20 protein-coding genes are annotated in these 16,362 nt (G+C 58.8%); 9 read left to right on the forward strand and 11 right to left on the reverse strand.

The window, feature by feature from the left end; translation table 11 throughout:
• Positions 1-61: 61 nt before the first annotated feature.
• Genes KUL77_RS02945 through KUL77_RS02955 form a run of 3 tightly spaced genes read right to left on the reverse strand, consistent with a single transcriptional unit; the run spans position 62 to position 2,178 of the window.
• Positions 62-931 carry an SDR family NAD(P)-dependent oxidoreductase gene (locus tag KUL77_RS02945; RefSeq protein ID WP_297143402.1) on the reverse strand — a complete coding sequence of 290 codons (870 nt, stop codon included), beginning with the start codon at positions 929-931 and terminating at the stop codon, positions 62-64.
• 21 nt (positions 932-952) lie between these two features.
• On the reverse strand, positions 953-1,681 hold the full coding sequence (locus tag KUL77_RS02950; protein WP_297143404.1) for an HAD family hydrolase: 729 nt from the start codon (positions 1,679-1,681) through the stop codon (positions 953-955).
• Positions 1,682-1,704: 23 nt separating this feature from the next.
• Positions 1,705-2,178: an Lrp/AsnC family transcriptional regulator gene (locus KUL77_RS02955; protein WP_297143407.1), complete on the reverse strand. Its 474-nt coding sequence runs from the start codon at positions 2,176-2,178 to the stop codon at positions 1,705-1,707.
• A 133-nt stretch (positions 2,179-2,311) separates the two neighbouring features.
• Here KUL77_RS02955 and ald point away from each other — a divergent pair, with 133 nt between their 5' ends.
• The 5 genes from ald (at position 2,312) to KUL77_RS02980 (ending at position 7,803) form a co-directional block, all read left to right on the forward strand.
• Positions 2,312-3,430 carry an alanine dehydrogenase gene (gene ald, locus KUL77_RS02960; RefSeq protein WP_343231528.1) on the forward strand — a complete coding sequence of 373 codons (1,119 nt, stop codon included), beginning with the start codon at positions 2,312-2,314 and terminating at the stop codon, positions 3,428-3,430.
• A 119-nt stretch (positions 3,431-3,549) separates the two neighbouring features.
• Positions 3,550-4,323: a transcriptional repressor AgaR gene (gene agaR, locus KUL77_RS02965; protein ID WP_297143413.1), complete on the forward strand. Its 774-nt coding sequence runs from the start codon at positions 3,550-3,552 to the stop codon at positions 4,321-4,323.
• 118 nt (positions 4,324-4,441) lie between these two features.
• A complete protein-coding gene (locus tag KUL77_RS02970) occupies positions 4,442-5,716 on the forward strand; it encodes a D-tagatose-bisphosphate aldolase, class II, non-catalytic subunit (RefSeq protein WP_297143416.1) in 1,275 nt (424 codons plus the stop codon).
• Positions 5,703-6,866: an SIS domain-containing protein gene (locus KUL77_RS02975; protein ID WP_297143417.1), complete on the forward strand. Its 1,164-nt coding sequence runs from the start codon at positions 5,703-5,705 to the stop codon at positions 6,864-6,866. Before KUL77_RS02970 ends, KUL77_RS02975 begins: the two co-directional genes overlap by 14 nt.
• Before the next feature lie 4 nt (positions 6,867-6,870).
• Positions 6,871-7,803 carry a BadF/BadG/BcrA/BcrD ATPase family protein gene (locus KUL77_RS02980; protein WP_297143418.1) on the forward strand — a complete coding sequence of 311 codons (933 nt, stop codon included), beginning with the start codon at positions 6,871-6,873 and terminating at the stop codon, positions 7,801-7,803.
• Here KUL77_RS02980 and KUL77_RS02985 read toward each other — a convergent pair.
• The 8 genes from KUL77_RS02985 to KUL77_RS03020 all read right to left on the reverse strand — a co-directional run bounded on the left by KUL77_RS02985 (position 7,800) and on the right by KUL77_RS03020 (position 13,366).
• A complete protein-coding gene (locus KUL77_RS02985) occupies positions 7,800-8,210 on the reverse strand; it encodes a hemerythrin domain-containing protein (RefSeq protein ID WP_297143420.1) in 411 nt (136 codons plus the stop codon). The two genes, KUL77_RS02980 and KUL77_RS02985, sit on opposite strands and share 4 nt — an antisense overlap.
• 119 nt (positions 8,211-8,329) lie before the next feature.
• On the reverse strand, positions 8,330-8,668 hold the full coding sequence (locus tag KUL77_RS02990) for a zinc ribbon domain-containing protein YjdM (RefSeq protein WP_297143425.1): 339 nt from the start codon (positions 8,666-8,668) through the stop codon (positions 8,330-8,332).
• Positions 8,669-8,752: 84 nt separating this feature from the next.
• On the reverse strand, positions 8,753-9,208 hold the full coding sequence (locus KUL77_RS02995) for an excisionase family DNA-binding protein (RefSeq protein WP_297143429.1): 456 nt from the start codon (positions 9,206-9,208) through the stop codon (positions 8,753-8,755).
• A gap of 225 nt (positions 9,209-9,433) precedes the next feature.
• Entirely contained in the window at positions 9,434-9,736 is a 303-nt protein-coding gene (locus tag KUL77_RS03000) for a type II toxin-antitoxin system RelE/ParE family toxin (protein WP_297143433.1), read from the reverse strand.
• A complete protein-coding gene (locus KUL77_RS03005) occupies positions 9,726-9,974 on the reverse strand; it encodes a type II toxin-antitoxin system Phd/YefM family antitoxin (RefSeq protein ID WP_297143436.1) in 249 nt (82 codons plus the stop codon). The genes KUL77_RS03000 and KUL77_RS03005 overlap by 11 nt, the downstream gene beginning before the upstream one ends.
• Before the next feature lie 87 nt (positions 9,975-10,061).
• Complete coding sequence (locus KUL77_RS03010) at positions 10,062-10,415, reverse strand: FKBP-type peptidyl-prolyl cis-trans isomerase (RefSeq protein ID WP_297143438.1); 354 nt, start codon at positions 10,413-10,415, stop codon at positions 10,062-10,064.
• A gap of 46 nt (positions 10,416-10,461) precedes the next feature.
• Complete coding sequence (locus KUL77_RS03015; protein ID WP_297143441.1) at positions 10,462-11,214, reverse strand: NrdJb; 753 nt, start codon at positions 11,212-11,214, stop codon at positions 10,462-10,464.
• A gap of 1 nt (position 11,215) precedes the next feature.
• Positions 11,216-13,366 (reverse strand): adenosylcobalamin-dependent ribonucleoside-diphosphate reductase, encoded by a 2,151-nt coding sequence (locus KUL77_RS03020; RefSeq protein ID WP_297143443.1) that lies wholly within the window; start codon positions 13,364-13,366, stop codon positions 11,216-11,218.
• A 402-nt stretch (positions 13,367-13,768) separates the two neighbouring features.
• Between KUL77_RS03020 and KUL77_RS03025 the strand changes: the two genes are divergently transcribed.
• Genes KUL77_RS03025 through KUL77_RS03040 form a run of 4 tightly spaced genes read left to right on the forward strand, consistent with a single transcriptional unit; the run spans position 13,769 to position 16,361 of the window.
• Positions 13,769-15,187: a Do family serine endopeptidase gene (locus KUL77_RS03025; protein ID WP_297143446.1), complete on the forward strand. Its 1,419-nt coding sequence runs from the start codon at positions 13,769-13,771 to the stop codon at positions 15,185-15,187.
• Between the two features lie 58 nt (positions 15,188-15,245).
• Positions 15,246-15,602, forward strand: a complete 357-nt coding sequence (locus KUL77_RS03030) for a hypothetical protein (RefSeq protein ID WP_297143449.1) — start codon at positions 15,246-15,248, stop codon at positions 15,600-15,602.
• Positions 15,603-15,606: 4 nt separating this feature from the next.
• Positions 15,607-16,059, forward strand: coding sequence for a phage holin family protein (locus tag KUL77_RS03035; protein WP_297143452.1), 453 nt, complete (start codon positions 15,607-15,609; stop codon positions 16,057-16,059).
• Positions 16,056-16,361: a hypothetical protein gene (locus tag KUL77_RS03040; protein ID WP_297143454.1), complete on the forward strand. Its 306-nt coding sequence runs from the start codon at positions 16,056-16,058 to the stop codon at positions 16,359-16,361. Before KUL77_RS03035 ends, KUL77_RS03040 begins: the two co-directional genes overlap by 4 nt.
• Position 16,362 lies beyond the last annotated feature (1 nt).

The raw sequence follows: 16,362 nt of genomic DNA on the forward strand, positions 1-16,362 counted from the left end.
CAACTGACTGCCGGAGGACATTCGCGGAAGGGAAGCACCTGCTGGCGAGCCCTCGCGCAAGTTAGACCTCAAACCCGCCTTTCTTCAACTCATGTTGCGCTTGCTCAAACCCAGTGCTTGGCACAATGGCATTCGTTCGGTCGGCCAATTCGTTCCAACGCTGCAAAATCGCTTCGGCGCTGGCCGATTCACCCAACTCAATACCTTGGGTCATCGCAATGTGTACTAACTCAAAGCCACCCGCGCCCGCACTTAAAATGGCCCGGTTAGGTGCTTGCTCCGACACCAGCGCCAACACCGCCGGGCTCACCAACTCGGGTTTGAATTTCGACAGTTGCGCATCCGGCAAAATGCCTTCCATCATTTTTGTCTTGCCGGTGGGAGCGAGGCAATTCACGCGAATATTGTGCTTCTCGCCTTCGATACCCAGCGTTTGCATCAAGCCCACCAGCCCCATCTTGGCCGCGGCATAGTTGGCCTGACCGAAGTTGCCATACAAACCGCTGCAGGATGTCGTCATCACAACACGGCCATAGTTCTGTTCACGCATTGCATTCCATACCGCCTTGGTGCAATTGGCCGAACCCATTAAATGCACATCCACAACAAGGCGGAAATCATCCAGCCCCATTTTCGCGAAACTTTTATCGCGCAAGATGCCTGCGTTATTCACCAAAATGTCGATCCGCCCCCAGTCAGCCAGCACCGCATCGACCATCGCCTGCACCGCACCCGCGTCGGCCACCGAACACTGCACCGCGCGCGCCTGACCGCCCGCGGCGTGAATTTCATCCACCACCGTCTGCGCGCCGCTACCTAAATCATTGACGACTACTTTGGCGCCACGGCTTGCCAACAACAATGCGTGCGAACGTCCTAGCCCACCGCCTGCGCCAGTGACAATCGCCACGCGGCCATTCAAATCAATCATGTAGTGCTCCCAAAGCGTTGGTTACATCGACGCCAGTGCATCGAGGTCAGAAATGGCTTGCGACAAGTTGCCGATACCGTCGATTTCACGCATACGCTCACGCCCCTGGGTGAGCTGCGCGCTGGCTTCGTGCATCCAAGTGAGGTGATACGGTACATACACGCCCCAGCCACCAAGCTCGAGCACTGGCTGAATATCTGAGCGCAGCGAATTACCCACCATCAAAAACCGCGATGGATCCACGCCGAATTCTTCAAACAATCGCGCATAGGTGGTGGGGTCTTTTTCACTCACCACCTCGATACGGCGAAATAGATCCGACAACCCCGACTCGCGCACCTTGGCTTCTTGATGAAACAAATCGCCTTTGGTGATCAACACCACCGGATACTTTGCGGCGATTGCGGTAACCGCTTCGCGCACATCATCGAGCACTTCTACCGGATGCCGCAGCAGCTGCTTGGCGATCGCCACGATGCGTTTGATATCAGACGCTTTGATGCGCGCATCGGTGATATCCACCGCCGCTTCCACCATGGACAGCGCCATGCCTTTTACGCCGTAGCCGAAGAACGCGATATTGCGCGACTCATAGCCATACAGGCGCTTGCCAACGTCATCGAGATCCACGTAATGGGAAATGATGCGCTCGAACTGTGCCTGCGCATCGTCGAAATAATCTTGGCTGCGCCAGAGGGTGTCGTCGGCATCGAAGCCGACCATGGCAATGCCGCGGTTTGAGGTTTGCATCCGCTAAGTTTAATCGGTACGCGTTAAATCGGCAGTGCGGTGGTGCGCTTGACCGTGCGCAGCGCCAATGTGGACTGCACCCGCACCACCCCCGGCAGTTGGGTCAAAATTTCGGTGTGGATGCGCTCGAAGTCTTCGGCGTCGGAATAGGTCACCCGCACCATGTAATCGGCCGCGCCCGCCAGCAGGCAGCATTCGGTCACCTCAGGGTGTTCGCGCACTGCATTTTCAAATGCATCCAGCGCGGTTCGACCCTGCTGGTCAAGCGTCACCAGCACAAATGCTGTGCCGGAGAGCCCGGCCAGCTTGTCGTCGAGCAACATGACATAGCGCGCGATCAAACCCGCCTCTTCCAATAATTTCACGCGGCGCAAACAGGCAGAGGGCGAAAGATTGATGCGCTGGGCCAACTCCAAATTGGTCAGCCGGCCGTCTTCCTGTAACAGACGAATGATGGCCCGATCGCGGTCATCCAAGGGGGTTACAAAATGCCGCATTCTATTCGCTCATATTTCAGATTATTCGCTGAGAATGCGAAATTCTCAGCTAGACGGCAACATATTTGACGATTTTTTGCGCTTTCAGACGCGCATAATGCCCTCTTTCTACTCTCCTACTGAGATTCCCACGATGCGTATCGGTGTACCCAAGGAAATTAAGAACAATGAATTCCGCGTCGGCCTGATCCCGACGTCGGTGCATGAGCTGGTGCACCATGGCCACGAGGTGGTGGTGCAGCAAGGGGCCGGGCTAGGCGCAGGGCTGACCGACGACGACTACATCGCCGCGGGCGCCACGCTGCTGGCAACGGCGGAAGAAATCTTCGCCAGTGCCGATATGATCGTGAAGGTGAAAGAGCCGCAGGCCGTAGAGCGCAAAATGCTGCGCCCCGGGCAAATCTTGTTCACCTATTTGCACCTTGCCCCCGATGCACCGCAGACCCACGACTTGGTGGACTCGGGCGCCGTCTGCATTGCCTATGAGACCGTCACCGCGCCGAACGGCTCGCTGCCGCTACTCACCCCGATGTCGGAAGTAGCCGGCCGCCTCGCCCCACAAGTGGGCGCACATTCGCTGGAAAAAGCTCAAGGCGGCCGCGGCGTGCTTCTCGGCGGCGTGCCCGGTGTGGCACCGGCGGAGGTGCTGGTGCTCGGCGGCGGCGTGTCCGGTACGCAAGCAGCAACAATTGCAATTGGCATGGGCGCTCAGGTGACCGTAGTGGATCGCTCCAACGACGCGCTAAAGCGTTTGTCGGCGCAGTTTGGCTCAGCGATCTCCACCGTGTATTCCACCAAGGCTGCGATCCAAGAGTTGATCCAGCGCGCCGACCTCGTGATTGGCACCGTGCTGATTCCGGGCGCGGCCGCACCAAAGCTGATCACCCGCGACATGCTGAAGACCATGAAGCCGGGCTCGGTGATTGTGGACGTGGCGATCGACCAAGGCGGCTGCACCGAAACTTCAAAAGCCACCACCCATGCCGACCCCACTTTTGTGGTGGATGGCGTGGTGCACTACTGCGTGGCCAATATGCCTGGCGCCGTGGCGCGCACCTCTACCTTTGCGCTGAATAACGCCACCCTGCCGTTCACCCTGGCGCTGGCCAATAAGGGCTGGAAGCAGGCCCTGAAGGACGACAAGCACCTGCGCAACGGCCTGAATGTGTGCGAAGGCAAGATCACCTGCGAGCCGGTGGCCACCACCCACAACCTGCCGTATGTCACGGCAGAGAACGTGCTGGGCCTGTAATCCCTCCCCCACGAGGCGTTACGGAAGGGGACGGTTCGCCGTCCCCTTTTCATTTTCAGCGCCCGAAACGAAATGAAATATCGCATACTCAACACTCAACCTTAGGAGCCAACGTGCCCGTGAGCCGTGATACCAGCCAACGCCGCCTGCAAATCAGCGAACTTGTCCGTCAAAACGGCAGCGTTCAAGTCACCGACCTTTCCGACCGTTTCGGCGTGAGTGCGCAAACCATTCGCAAAGACCTGCGTTATTTAAGCGAACGCGGCGTGATGGCGCGCGCCTACGGTGGCGCGATTGACAGCCATGTCGTTGGCCCCAGCAGCGGCGAGCCGACGTATGAAGCCAAGCGCGGCAAGCACCCGACGCAGAAGCAGCAAATCGGCCACTGCGCCGCCAAACTGGTAACGCCCGGCAGCACCATCGTCATCGACTCCGGCACCACCGGCATCGCGCTTGCCGAAGCACTGCCCAATATTGACGTTACCGTGGTGACCAATGACTTCGGCGTGCTGGCTGCAGTCGCGCCAAAAACCAATATCCGTCTACTGATGCTCGGTGGCGAGCTGCGCCGCAAAAACATGGCGTTCTACGGCGGCCTAACGGTGGAAGCCTTGGATGCCCTGCACGTGGACTTGCTGTTTCTGGGCGTGGATGGGTTCGATCTTGAGCGCGGCATCACCACCCACTACGAGCCAGAAGCCCTACTCAACCGCAAGATGGTGGAAGCCGCGCGCCGCGTGGTGGCCATTACCGATAGCAGCAAATTTGGCCGCGTCTGCCTGCACCGCATCATCCCCGTAAACGGGCTTGATACGCTGATTACCGACCACGACGCCCCCGCTGAGCTGCGCGCATCCATTGAAGCATTGGGCGTAGAACTACTATTGGCGTAAAGCAGCACAGAGACTTTCGAAGATAAATCGCAACGAAACAAAAAGAAAATAAAACGAAACATTTTTATTGCATTCCCTCACAAAGACCGCCACAATGCCTTTCAAAAGGAAGGTATTTATGCACCCATTGCAAACTTTGATTGCGCAGCATAAGCAAGGGGCCGCCTGCGGCATCACTTCTATTTGCTCCGCGCATCCACTGGTGATCGAAGCCTCGCTGCGCCACGCCCAGCGCCACAACGCGCCGTTCGTTTTGTTTGAAGCTACCTGCAACCAGGTGAACCAAGACGGCGGCTACACCGGCATGCGCCCCGCCGACTTCGTGAAGTTCGTTCACGCGATCGCCACCCGTGTGGGCTTTCCTACTGAAAAAATTCTGCTTGGCGGCGACCACCTTGGCCCCAACCCGTGGACCGCGCTCGATGCCGCCGCCGCGATGGATAAGGCCGAAGTAATGGTAGCCGACTACGTACGTGCGGGCTTCCAGAAAATTCATTTGGATTGCTCGATGGTCTGCACCGATGACCCAGAGCCACTGCCAGAAGCCACCATCGTGGAACGCGCCGTGCGCCTCGCCCGCGCTGCTGAAGCCGCGCATGCTGATGTTGGCGGCGCCGCACCGGTGTATGTGATCGGCACCGAAGTGCCGGTGCCGGGCGGTGCTACCGAAGCCATCGAAGGCCTCGCCGTCACCACACCAGAGGCCGCACTGGCCACGATTGAAGCGCACCGCGCCGCGTTCGTTGCGGCAGGCCTTAGCGATGCGTGGACGCGCGTGATCGCCTCTGTGGTGCAGCCGGGTGTGGAGTTCGACCACCATAGCGTGATTGACTACGCGCCGGAAAAAGCCCGCGCCCTCAGCGCCGCCATTGAAGGCGTTCCCGGCATGGTGTTTGAAGCCCATTCCACCGACTACCAAACCCCGGATAAGCTCGCTGCCTTGGTGCGCGATCATTTCGCCATTCTGAAAGTCGGCCCCGGCCTGACGTTTGCCTTGCGCGAAGCGCTCTGGGCGCTCGACGCGATCGAACGCGAATGGATCGCCAGCGATCTACAGGCGCATCTGCGTGAAGTGACACTCACCCGTCTGTACGCCGAGCCCAAGTATTGGAAACGCTATTACACGGCGCAGAGCGATCAGCTTGAAATCGACCTGCAATACAGCCTCAGCGACCGCATTCGCTACTACTGGCCCGACGCACAAATAGACGCCGCGCGCGCGCGCCTGTTCGACAACCTGCGCAACAACCCGCCGCCGCTCCCCCTGCTCGGCCAATACCTGCCGCACGCACTCAAAGCGCTGCGTGAAGGCCGTATTTCTAATGCCCCCAACGCGCTAGTGATGGCGCATATCGAAGCCGTTCTGGACGACTATCAGCATGCTTGCCATTGATTCTTTTCTCGGCATCGACGCCGCCACGCTCGAAACGTCCGGTGCGCTACACACCGCTCGCGAAATTCAGCAGCAGCCCGATATGCTGCAGGCCACCCATGCGCTGATCGCATCGCTGCGTGCGGCACTTGACCTGTTCACCCAGCCGCTGGCACACAACCCCAATACGCGGATCATTTTGACCGGCGCAGGCACCTCGGCGTATATCGGGCAAATTCTTGCGCCTCTGCTCGACGCACAGCTGCCTGCGCGTGTGGATGCCATTGCCACCACCGACCTTGTGAGCGCACCCAAGCTGCACTTACAGCCCACGCAACCGCTGCTGTTGGTGTCGTTTGGCCGCTCCGGTAACAGCCCAGAAAGTGTTGCGGCGGTGGAGCTGGCCGAAACATTGGTGCAAGACGTGCGCCACCTGTTCATCACCTGCAATCCCAACGGTAAACTGGGTAAGTTGGAAGTGCGCCAAGCGTTCTCCGTGCACCTGCCGGAAGCCACCCACGACGCCAGCTTCGCGATGACCTCCAGCTTTAGCTGCATGCTTTACGCTGCGCTCGCCGCGCTCACGCCAAGCAATATCAGCGAAGCGCGCTGCAACGCCCTTAGCGCAGCCACTACGCAGGCCATTCGGCAATTTCCGCAGCCGTTACACGCGCTGGCCGAACGCGGTTTTGACCGCTGCGTGTACCTCGGCAGCGGCGTGCTGCAAGGCCTGGCGCGCGAAGCCGCGCTGAAACTGGGCGAACTGAGCAATGGCGCGATTGCCACCACCTATGATTCGCCGCTCGGCTTTCGCCACGGCCCCAAGACGTTTGTCACCGCCAATACGCTGGTCTGTGTCTTTGTATCGAACGATGCCTATACCCAGCAGTACGACCGCGACTTGATCGACGAACTGCGCCGCGATGGCGAAGCGGGTGCGGTGATCGAAATCACCGCGCAGCCGCGCGCCGAATATGCGGACAGCAGCATTGCCGTAGCGGAGATGGCGCAGGCGGACGATATTGATTTGGTGTGGCCCTATATCGCAGTGGCGCAAATGTATGCGTTCTTTGCATCGCGCACGCTGGACCGCAGCCCCGACAACCCCAACCCGCAAGGCACCGTGAACCGCGTGGTGCAAGGCGTGCGCCTATATCCACTGGACGCCTAAGCCTATGGCCTACTTCCTTGGCGTGGACGGCGGCGGCACCAAGACCCGCTTTCTCTTGATGGATGCCAACGCGCAGCCGTTGGCGCAAGCCGAACTTGGCACCACCTATTTTCCGCAGGTAGGCCTAGACGGCGCTGGTGCCGTGCTGGAAGACGGTATCGCGCAGGTACTCAGCCACGCCGGGGTCAACGCCGGGGATATTGCTTGGGCCTTCTTCGGCCTGCCCGCCTATGGTGAAAACGCGGCTGTCGCGCAGCAGCTCAACACGCTGCCCGCAGGCATCCTGGGGCATCTACGCTACACCTGCGATAACGACATGATCTGCGGCTGGGCCGGTTCACTGGCCTGCGCCGACGGCATCAATCTCATTGCCGGTACCGGCTCAATGGGCTACGGCCAGCGCAACGGCCTTGGTCAGCGTGCGGGTGGCTGGGGCGATGTTTTGGGTGATGAAGGCAGCGCCTATTGGATCGCTGCGCGTGGGCTCAATGTGTATTCCAAAATGAGCGATGGGCGCCTGCCCAAAGGCCCACTGCACGCCATCGTCAACGACGCGCTGCACCTGAAGCGCGACTTAGACCTATGCGCGCATATCTACGGCCCCAATGTGGGCTCGCGCACCGATATTGCCAAGCTGTCGCCGTTGGTGGCCAACGCGGCGCGCGCGGGCGATAGCCACGCCCAGCAGATTTATCGTGATGCCGGTTTTGAGTTGGCGCAGATCGCCATCGCCCTACGCAGCGCACTTCAGTTTGAAGCGGGTGAACAAGTATCTGTTTCGTATTCCGGCGGCGCCTTCCACGCCGGTGAGCTATTGCTAGAACCGCTGCGCAATGCCCTGCAAGCCGCGAGTGCGCAGTTCGATCTGCGCCCACCGCTGCACAGCCCCGATATGGGCGCCGCACTCTACGCGCAGCGCCTGGCCGCCTCGCGTTAAATCGTTTCTGCCACCGGGTATAGCTCCACTTCTTCGCGCTTTAGGCGCTCAAACAGCGCGCGCAATACCGTATTGGCATCGCGGCGGAACCCATCTGGGTCTGCCGCAAGCCGCGACGGCACCCGCCACTGATTCACAAAATCCGTGAACGCACCGGCCAGCCCCTGCATTTCTTTTTGATAGCGCGCGCCCAGTGTGGCGACGCGGCTATCGCCCGCATCGGCCAGCGTGGGATACAGCACGCGCTCTTCGGCCGCTAGATGGAATTTAATGCGGCTAGCGGTGCCGGTAATCAATTCACTAATTTGCGGCGCATTCTCGCGCACGCCGCTGCGGCTCAAGTTGCGCAGCAGGTTGATCTGCTCGTAGATGTGCGCGTGATCGTGGTGGTAATGCTGGATATTCATAAAATGCGATGCTCGTCGCAACTTCAAACAATTGTTTGTTGTTGATATTAACTCGCATTTGGAAAATGCCAAGCGCTAACCGCCGCTTGGCTGATCCACGTCACGCGCGCCGCATTGGCTCAGGCTTTCTTCACGAACTCCGACTTCAGCCCCATCTGGCCAATGCCGTCGATTTTGCAATCAATATCGTGGTCACCATCCACCAAGCGGATATTGCGCACCTTGGTGCCCACCTTCACCACCGACGAAGACCCCTTCACCTTGAGGTCTTTAATCACAGTGACGGTGTCGCCATCTTGCAGCACATTGCCCACCGCGTCTTTGACGATTTTGACGTCCTCGTCTTGCGCCACATCACCCGGCGCCCACTCGTGCGCGCACTCCGGGCAGACCAGCAATGCACCGTCTTCGTAGGTGTATTCGCAATGACATTTGGGGCAGGGGGGCAAGGCAGACATGGCTTTCTACTTCAAACACAGAACGGACGGTGATTTTAGCAAATGGGGAGAGGTGACTCCCCCTCTGCGCAACGAAGCCTGACATCAGTAAAAGTCCAAATCCTGTGCTTCGCGGGCAAGCTCATTCAGTCGCGCCTTGCTCTGGGCAATCTGAGCATTCTTATACGCTAGCAGATCGCGTAAATACACGCGCCGATGCGTACCGACTTTGTGATGCAGCAACTCGCCGCGCTCCAATAAACCTACAACATACGGACGCGAGACATTAAGAAAATCAGCAGCTTGTTGGGTCGTAAGTTCTGCATGAATCGGCATCAAACTTACGGCATTGCCAGACGCCATGTTGTCCAAAATATCCACCAGCATCCGCAAAGCGGCCACGGGTACTTCAATCTCGCCATCGGCATCAATCACCCGCAGACGCGCAGTGGGACCACTCCCGATGCAGGCAGCAAGCAGGCGGCTACTTTGGCGTGCCAGTTCAGTTTCTTGGGCGCTGGCAGGCGCGTTGACTAGTTGTTCGTTTAATTGGGCGGACACGGCGGCCCCATCCTCGTCAAGCACTGGTTTTGGCTCGTGAGTATATCAAATATTCGAAATAAACGAAATAAACGAAATATTCGAAATCTTAGTACCGTTGTGGCTATGCCATTCCAACCACGGCATATCGTACTTCCAGTAAAAACGGACACGGCAGTGTGTCAGCTTGCCGTCTCATGGAATGAGACCGGCACTCTGGCCACAAAAAGTACACAAGAGAAAGCGTTAGACCTTTTTACTTGGCCGCATACGCGCCAGTGCAACTTCATAGACAAGATTTTTGTCGCGCTTGCCAACGGCGATCACGGTGACGGTGACGATCTTGTCTTCCACCTGATACACAAGCCGGTAGCCTGATGCCCGCAGTTTGATTTTGTAAAGGTCTTTCGCGCCATGCAGCGCCGAAGAAGGGACTTTGGGTGATTTAAGACGCTCTGCCAGCTTCGCCTTAAATTGTGCACGCATCGTTGCCCCTAACTTGCCCCACTCTTTGAGCGCTGATTCTTTGAACGCGAGCTTATAGCTCATCGAGCGAAACTCGAACCGAGCGTTCCTGCTGGCGCTTTTTCACCACTTTAATAAGCTCAAGGTCGTCGATCATCTCGATCAATGCCTCATAGGCATCTGCTGGAACGCAGTAGAACGCTGGCGCGTTACGGTTCAAGACGGCCACGGGCATACCCTGGCCGCTAGCAACAACCTTCATGGGGTTGGCTTTGAGCTCTGAGATGCTGGCCGCCATCTCGGAAAGAACTTGATGCGGCATCAGGTCGCCCCCCAAAAGAAACGACCTATTTATAGGGCTATTAAGTGGTCTTGTCAAAATAGGGGCATTGACCATGCAAAAAACGAATCAAGCCCCCAACAGCTCCACTTCGAACATCAAGGTGGCATTTGGCGGAATAACGCCACCCGCGCCGCGTGCGCCGTAGCCAAGATGGGCGGGGATGATCAAGGTGCGTGTGCCGCCTTCTTTCATCCCCTGCACGCCTTCGTCCCAGCCCTTGATCACCATCCCAGAACCCAATGGGAACATGAAAGGTTCGCCGCGATCTTTGCTGGAGTCGAACTTGGCACCTTGTGCCTCGTTCTCATAGAGCCAGCCGGTGTAGTGCACGGTGACGGTGCGGCCGGGCTTCGCCTCGGCGCCCGCGCCAACGGCGGTGTCTTCAAACTGCAAACCAGATTCGGTGGTGGTAAACGCCATGAAAAACCCTTTGTAATGATGAACGATGCGTTGAAGGCGGGTGCCTTCACCCGCACTTGCTATAGCCGCAATTCAAACAGGTGGCGCAGCCATCCATGATGACCAGCGCCTTGGTGTTGCATTTATGGCACATGCTGGCCGATGGCGGAAAGCTGGTGCCGTCGCCAGTCACGGCCACGTCTTCTTCACGCACCGGCTGCGTCTCTTCTACGAGAGGCTCAAGGTTTTTTTTTTGCTGTTCTTCGTAGGCGCGGCGTTTTTCTGCAATGAGTGCGCGCTGTGCATCACTCATTTCCGGGTCATGCAGCATGCCGATCGACTTCAGGTGATCTTCAATAATGCTGCCCAGCTCCGCCACCAACGATGGCATATACACGCCACCGGCCTTGAAGTAACCGCCGCGCGGGTCGAACACCGCTTTCATTTCATCGACGATAAAGGTGACGTCGCCACCCTTGCGGAACACGGCGGACATGATGCGGGTCAGCGCCACGATCCACTGAAAATGCTCCATCGACTTGCTGTTGATGAAAATTTCAAACGGGCGGCGGTGTTCGTGCTCGGTGCCTGCGTTCAGCACGATGTCGTTGACGGTCACGTACATGGCGTGCTCCACCAGCGGTGATTTAATTTTATAGGTGCTGCCAATCAATACTTCCGGGCGCTCGATGCGCTCGTGCATTTGAATGACGTTGTCATCCGCACTGGCGGCAACGACAACAGGCGCGGCCTCTTTGTTTTTCCCCTCCGCGCTCACCACGGAGTACGACTTGATTTTCTTTTCAATTTTGACGGTCATGTCAGAACTTTCCGTAATAGCCTTCTTTGAGGGCGTCGAAGAGGTTGGCGGCGGTGTGCAGTTCGCCGTCGTATTCAATTTGTTCGTTGCCCTTCACTTCCACCACGCTGCCGTCTTCTAATTCAAAACGGTAGGTGGTGTTTTCAAGATCGGCTTCTTTCACCAACACGCCTTGGAACGCGGCCGGATTGAAGCGGAAGGTGGTGCAGCCCTTCAAGCCCTGCTGGTAGGCGTAGCGATAGATATCTTTGAACTCTTCGTACGGGTAATCGGTGGGGACGTTGGCGGTTTTGGAAATGGATGAATCCACCCAAATTTGCGCGGCGGCCTGCACGTCTACGTGTTCCTTCGGGCTGATGTCATCGGCAGCAATGAAGTAGTCCGGCAACTGTGCGGCAGCATCTTCTGCATACGGCATCGCGTTGGCGTTCACCAGCTCGCGGTAGGCCAGCAGCTCGAAGGAGAACACGTCCACCTTTTCTTTGCTCTTTTTGCCTTCGCGAATCACGTTGCGGCTGTAGTGGTGGGCAAAGCTCGGCTCGATGCCATTGCTAGCGTTGTTGGCAAGGCTCAACGAAATGGTGCCGGTGGGGGCAATGGAGCTATGGTGGGTGAAGCGGCAGCCTTCTTGCGCCAGCGCTTCCACCAGCTCCGGTGCTACTTCGGCCACCTTCTGCATATAGCGGCTGTATTTGGCGTGCAGCACGCGGCCTTCAATTTTCTGCCCCAGCATCCAGCCATCGGCGGCCATTTCCGGGCGCTTGCGCAGCATTTCGGCGGTGACTTCAAACACTTCGCCCATGATCGGTGCAGCGCCTTTTTCTTTAGCCAGTGCCAAGCCGGTTTCCCAGCCGGCCACCGCCATTTCGCGTGCAATGGCTTCGGTAAATTCGCACGACGGTTTGCTGCCGTACTTCATCTTCAGCATGGTCATGGTGCTGCCCAGACCCAAGAAGCCCATGCCGTGGCGACGCTTGCGCATGATCTCGTTGCGCTGCTGTTTTAGCGGCAGGCCGTTCACTTCCACCACGTTGTCGAGCATGCGGGTGAACACGCGCACCACTTCTTTGTACTCTTCCCAATCAAACTCGGCGCGGTCGGTAAACGGATGCCGCACGAATTTGGTCAGGTTCACCGAACCCAGTAGGCAGGCGCCGTAGGGCGGCAGCGGCTGCTCGCCGCAGGGGTTGGTGGCGCGAATGGTTTCGCACCACCAGTTGTTATTCATCTCGTTGACCTTGTCGATCAGGATGAAGCCCGGCTCGGCGTAGTCGTAGGTGGACACCATGATCATGTCCCACAGGTGGCGCGCCTTGATATGGCCGTAAATTTTGCAGGCTACCAAGCCATCATCGCGCACCACGTAGCCCTTTTGCGCGGGCCAATCGCGCCAGACCACTTGCTCGGGGTGATCAAGGTCAATATCCCCTTGTTCTTTGGTATTCACCGGAAACACCAGCGCCCAGTCGTCGTCGCGCTCCACCGCCTGCATAAAGCCGTCGGTGATCAGCAGACTCAGATTGAACTGACGCAGGCGACCGTCTTCACGCTTGGCGCGAATAAAATCTTTGACGTCGGGGTGCGATACGTCAAACGTACCCATCTGCGCGCCACGGCGGCCGCCCGCGCTGGACACGGTGAAGCACATTTTGTCGAAGATATCCATGAACGACAGCGGGCCTGATGTATAGGCCCCCGCACCGGCCACGAACGCGCCTTTCGGGCGCAGCGTGGAGAACTCATAACCAATACCGCAGCCTGCTTTCAGGGTAAGGCCGGCTTCGTGCACTTTGTCCAAGATGCCGTCCATCGAATCTTCAATGGTGCCCGATACGGTGCAATTGATCGTCGAAGTGGCGGGCTTATGTTGCTGCGCACCCGCGTTCGAGGTGATGCGCCCAGCAGGAATTGCCCCACGGCGCAGCGCCCACAAAAAGCGCTCTTGCCAGTAGTGCTTCAGTTCGTCGCTGGTTTCCGCATCGGCAAGCGCCTTGGCCACGCGCTGGTATGTGCCGTCGATATCGGCATCCAGCGGCACGCCCTGTTTGGTCTTGAGGCGGTACTTTTTGTCCCAGATGTCTTCCGATGCCGGTTGCATCGAAATGTCGTGTTTACTGTCTGTGATCACCGCTTCCAGCCTCGCCGTGCTCATGCCTTTCGACTCTCCTGTCTATGATGGCTTAACCTTGCGGTAAGCCGATGTATTGGTTGCGTTGTGCGTGTTTGCGGCATCCCCATGCCACAAGTATTGGGATAAACCCCACAAATGAACCACTAGATCTAGTGGAGCAAGGCTGAAACCATAGTCACGAAGCTTAGGCAAGTCAACGAATAAATTTCTCTTCAAAACCTTGCCAATTGGGCAGACCGGCCAACACGCAAAGGTGGTGCGGGTTTCACGAATTGCGGGTATGTTTCACCCGTAAAACTGAATACGCGAACGATGTTGCAATGCAAAACGCGCATTGCGATTTGCGCCAAAATCCCCACCTTCAGTCGTGGTTGCACCGCGTCTGGCAACACTCGCCTATATCGCTTGCCTTGGATCTCACGCATGAAGCATTCGACCAAAACGCTGCTGACCCTCTCCGCTGCTGCTGCTTTCGGTGGTTTTGCCGCCACCGGCCTCAACTTATTGCTTGAACGCCCCGCCACGGCCTCTACTGCGGCGGCGATGCCCGCTCTACCGTCCGCACTGCCCGGTGGCCCGGCCATGCCCACGCTGGCGCCGATGCTGAAACAAGTGCTGCCCGCGGTGGTCAGCGTAAACACCAAGCAAGTGGTGCGGGTAAACACGCCGTTTGGCGATGACCCCATTTTTCGCCGCATTTTTGGTATTCCACAGGAGCGCATTGCACAGTCGCTGGGCTCCGGCGTCATTATTGATGCGCAGCGCGGGCTGGTGCTTACCAATAACCATGTGGTGGAAAACGCCGATGAGGTGCAGGTGACGCTGGCCGATGGGCGCACACTCAAAGCGGAGTTCGTCGGCAATGATGCCGATACCGACATAGCGCTGATGCGCATACCGGCCAAAGACCTTGTGGCCATTCCCGTGGCCAATAGCGATACGCTGCAAATTGGTGACTTTGTGGTGGCCATTGGCAACCCCTTCGGTGTGGGGCAAACGGTCACCTCCGGCATTGTCTCGGCGGTAGGCCGCAACAACCTGCCCGGTGCGGGGTTTCAAAACTTCATCCAAACCGATGCCAGCATCAACCCCGGCAACTCCGGCGGCGCATTGGTCAACCTCAACGGCGAACTGGTGGGCATCAATACCGCCAGTTTCAACCCGCGCGGCTCGATGGCAGGCAATATCGGGCTGGGTTTTGCCATTCCCTCCAACCTCGCCACGCGTATCAAAGAGCAGCTCCTGCACGGCGGCGTCGTGCGCCGCGGCACCTTGGGTATCGACACGCAAGACGTGGATGAACGCATTGCCAAAGGCCTTGGCTTGAGCGAAGCGCGCGGCGCGGTGGTTACCCGCATCTACCCCAACTCGGCGGCAAGTGCGGCCGGGCTAAAGGTGGGCGACGTGGTGCTAACGGCCAATGGTGAAGCCATTGCCAATGCCGAGGCGCTGCGTAATTTTCAAGGCTTACAAATGGCCGACGCCAAAGTAGCCCTAGACGTGCGCCGCGACGGCAAACCGCTGCAGCTCACCGCCACCTTGCATGAAATCCCCAAAGCACTCAGCGGCATTCAGCTTGACGCACGCCTCACCGGCGCGAGCTTTTCCGAGCTCCCCGAATCGCTGCGCCGCCAAGGGCTTGCTGGCGTACTGGTAGAAGACGTGCAGCGCGGCAGCCGCGCCGAACAAAGCGGCCTGCAGCGCGGCGATGTGGTGCTGGCCGCCAGCAGTGGCAATTTCAGCGACCTTACCGGCTTCCGCGCCAGCCTTGCCAGCACGCCGCAGCAATTGGTGCTACGCATTCTGCGCGGCAATACCAGCGGCCAGCTGTTAATGCGTTGACCTATTCTTAGCCAAAGAGTGCGACACTTATCACACCTCTCATTCAAGGACGCACCCCATGAGCGAGCATACCGAAGCGATCAAGAGCAATTTGGGCGACGCTGGCACCCACTTAAAGCAGGCTGCATCTGCCGCCGGTAGCGCGGTAAAGAGCGCCGCAGGCGCGGCCACCGATGAGCTGCGCATTGGCAGCGCGCAGGTGCGCGCCGAATTGGGCGACAGCGCCACCGCGGGTTCGTTTGCCGCGCAGCACCTTGGCAGCGCCGCAGGTGAGCAAATCGACGCGCTCGCGGAAAAAGGCCGCGACCTGCTCGACAGCGCCGCCGAACTGATCCGCGAACGCCCGCTGGCCGCCTTTGGCGTTGCCTTTGCCGCAGGTTGGATCATTTCCAAGCTCGGCCGCAGCGACAAATAAGCCCGTGGCGGAACAGCCGCAGGCGTCCTCCTCGGACAGCACCCGCAGCAGCGCCGCGCCCGGCCTAGGCGATACCCTCGACGCGCTGCGCAGCGAAGCGCAGGCCAATGTGCAGTCCATGCACGCAAGCCTTGGTGCGCTGCGCGACTTGGTGCTGGCCGATCTTGCGCTGGCGCGTGCCGCACTGGCGCATACGCTGGTGTTTGCCGCCATCGTGGTATCGCTGGGCGTTTCGGCGTGGCTCCTTCTGATGGCGCTGCTTGTGGCCGCGCTACAAGCGCTGGGGCTGTCTTGGCTGGTGGCGCTGCTCTGCGCCGCGTTGCTGAGCCTTGCAGGCACCGTATTCGCGGCCATTGCCGCCAAGCGCAGCTTCGCCCATACGGGGCTACACGCCACGCGGCGGCAACTGGCTGGGCTTGTGCCGCAAAAGCGCGCGCCGGAAGCAGATTCGCCATGAATTTGAATACCCAGCGCGCACGCGTGCAGCAAGCCGAACAGGCACTCCAAGCTCAGGTTTTGACCAGCGCCACACGCTGGCAGCAGCTAAAACACTGCTGGCGTGAAAGCTGGACCCCCAGCCGCATCGTCATTGCAGGCCTTGCCGCAGGCTTTGCCATTGGCCGCGCGCGGCCGCTACGGCTCGCCAGTAGCGGCGGCCTGCTCAACCTGCTGCGCGCCCTCGCCCCCCTGCTGGATACCGCAAGCGCCACCGAACCAGCGGCTAGCACCCCGCCAAACACGCAAAACGAGCAGTCTTGAA

The sequence above is a fragment of the Thermomonas sp. genome (genome assembly GCF_019104945.1).
In the GTDB taxonomy this organism is placed as follows: Bacteria; Pseudomonadota; Gammaproteobacteria; order Xanthomonadales; family Xanthomonadaceae; genus Thermomonas.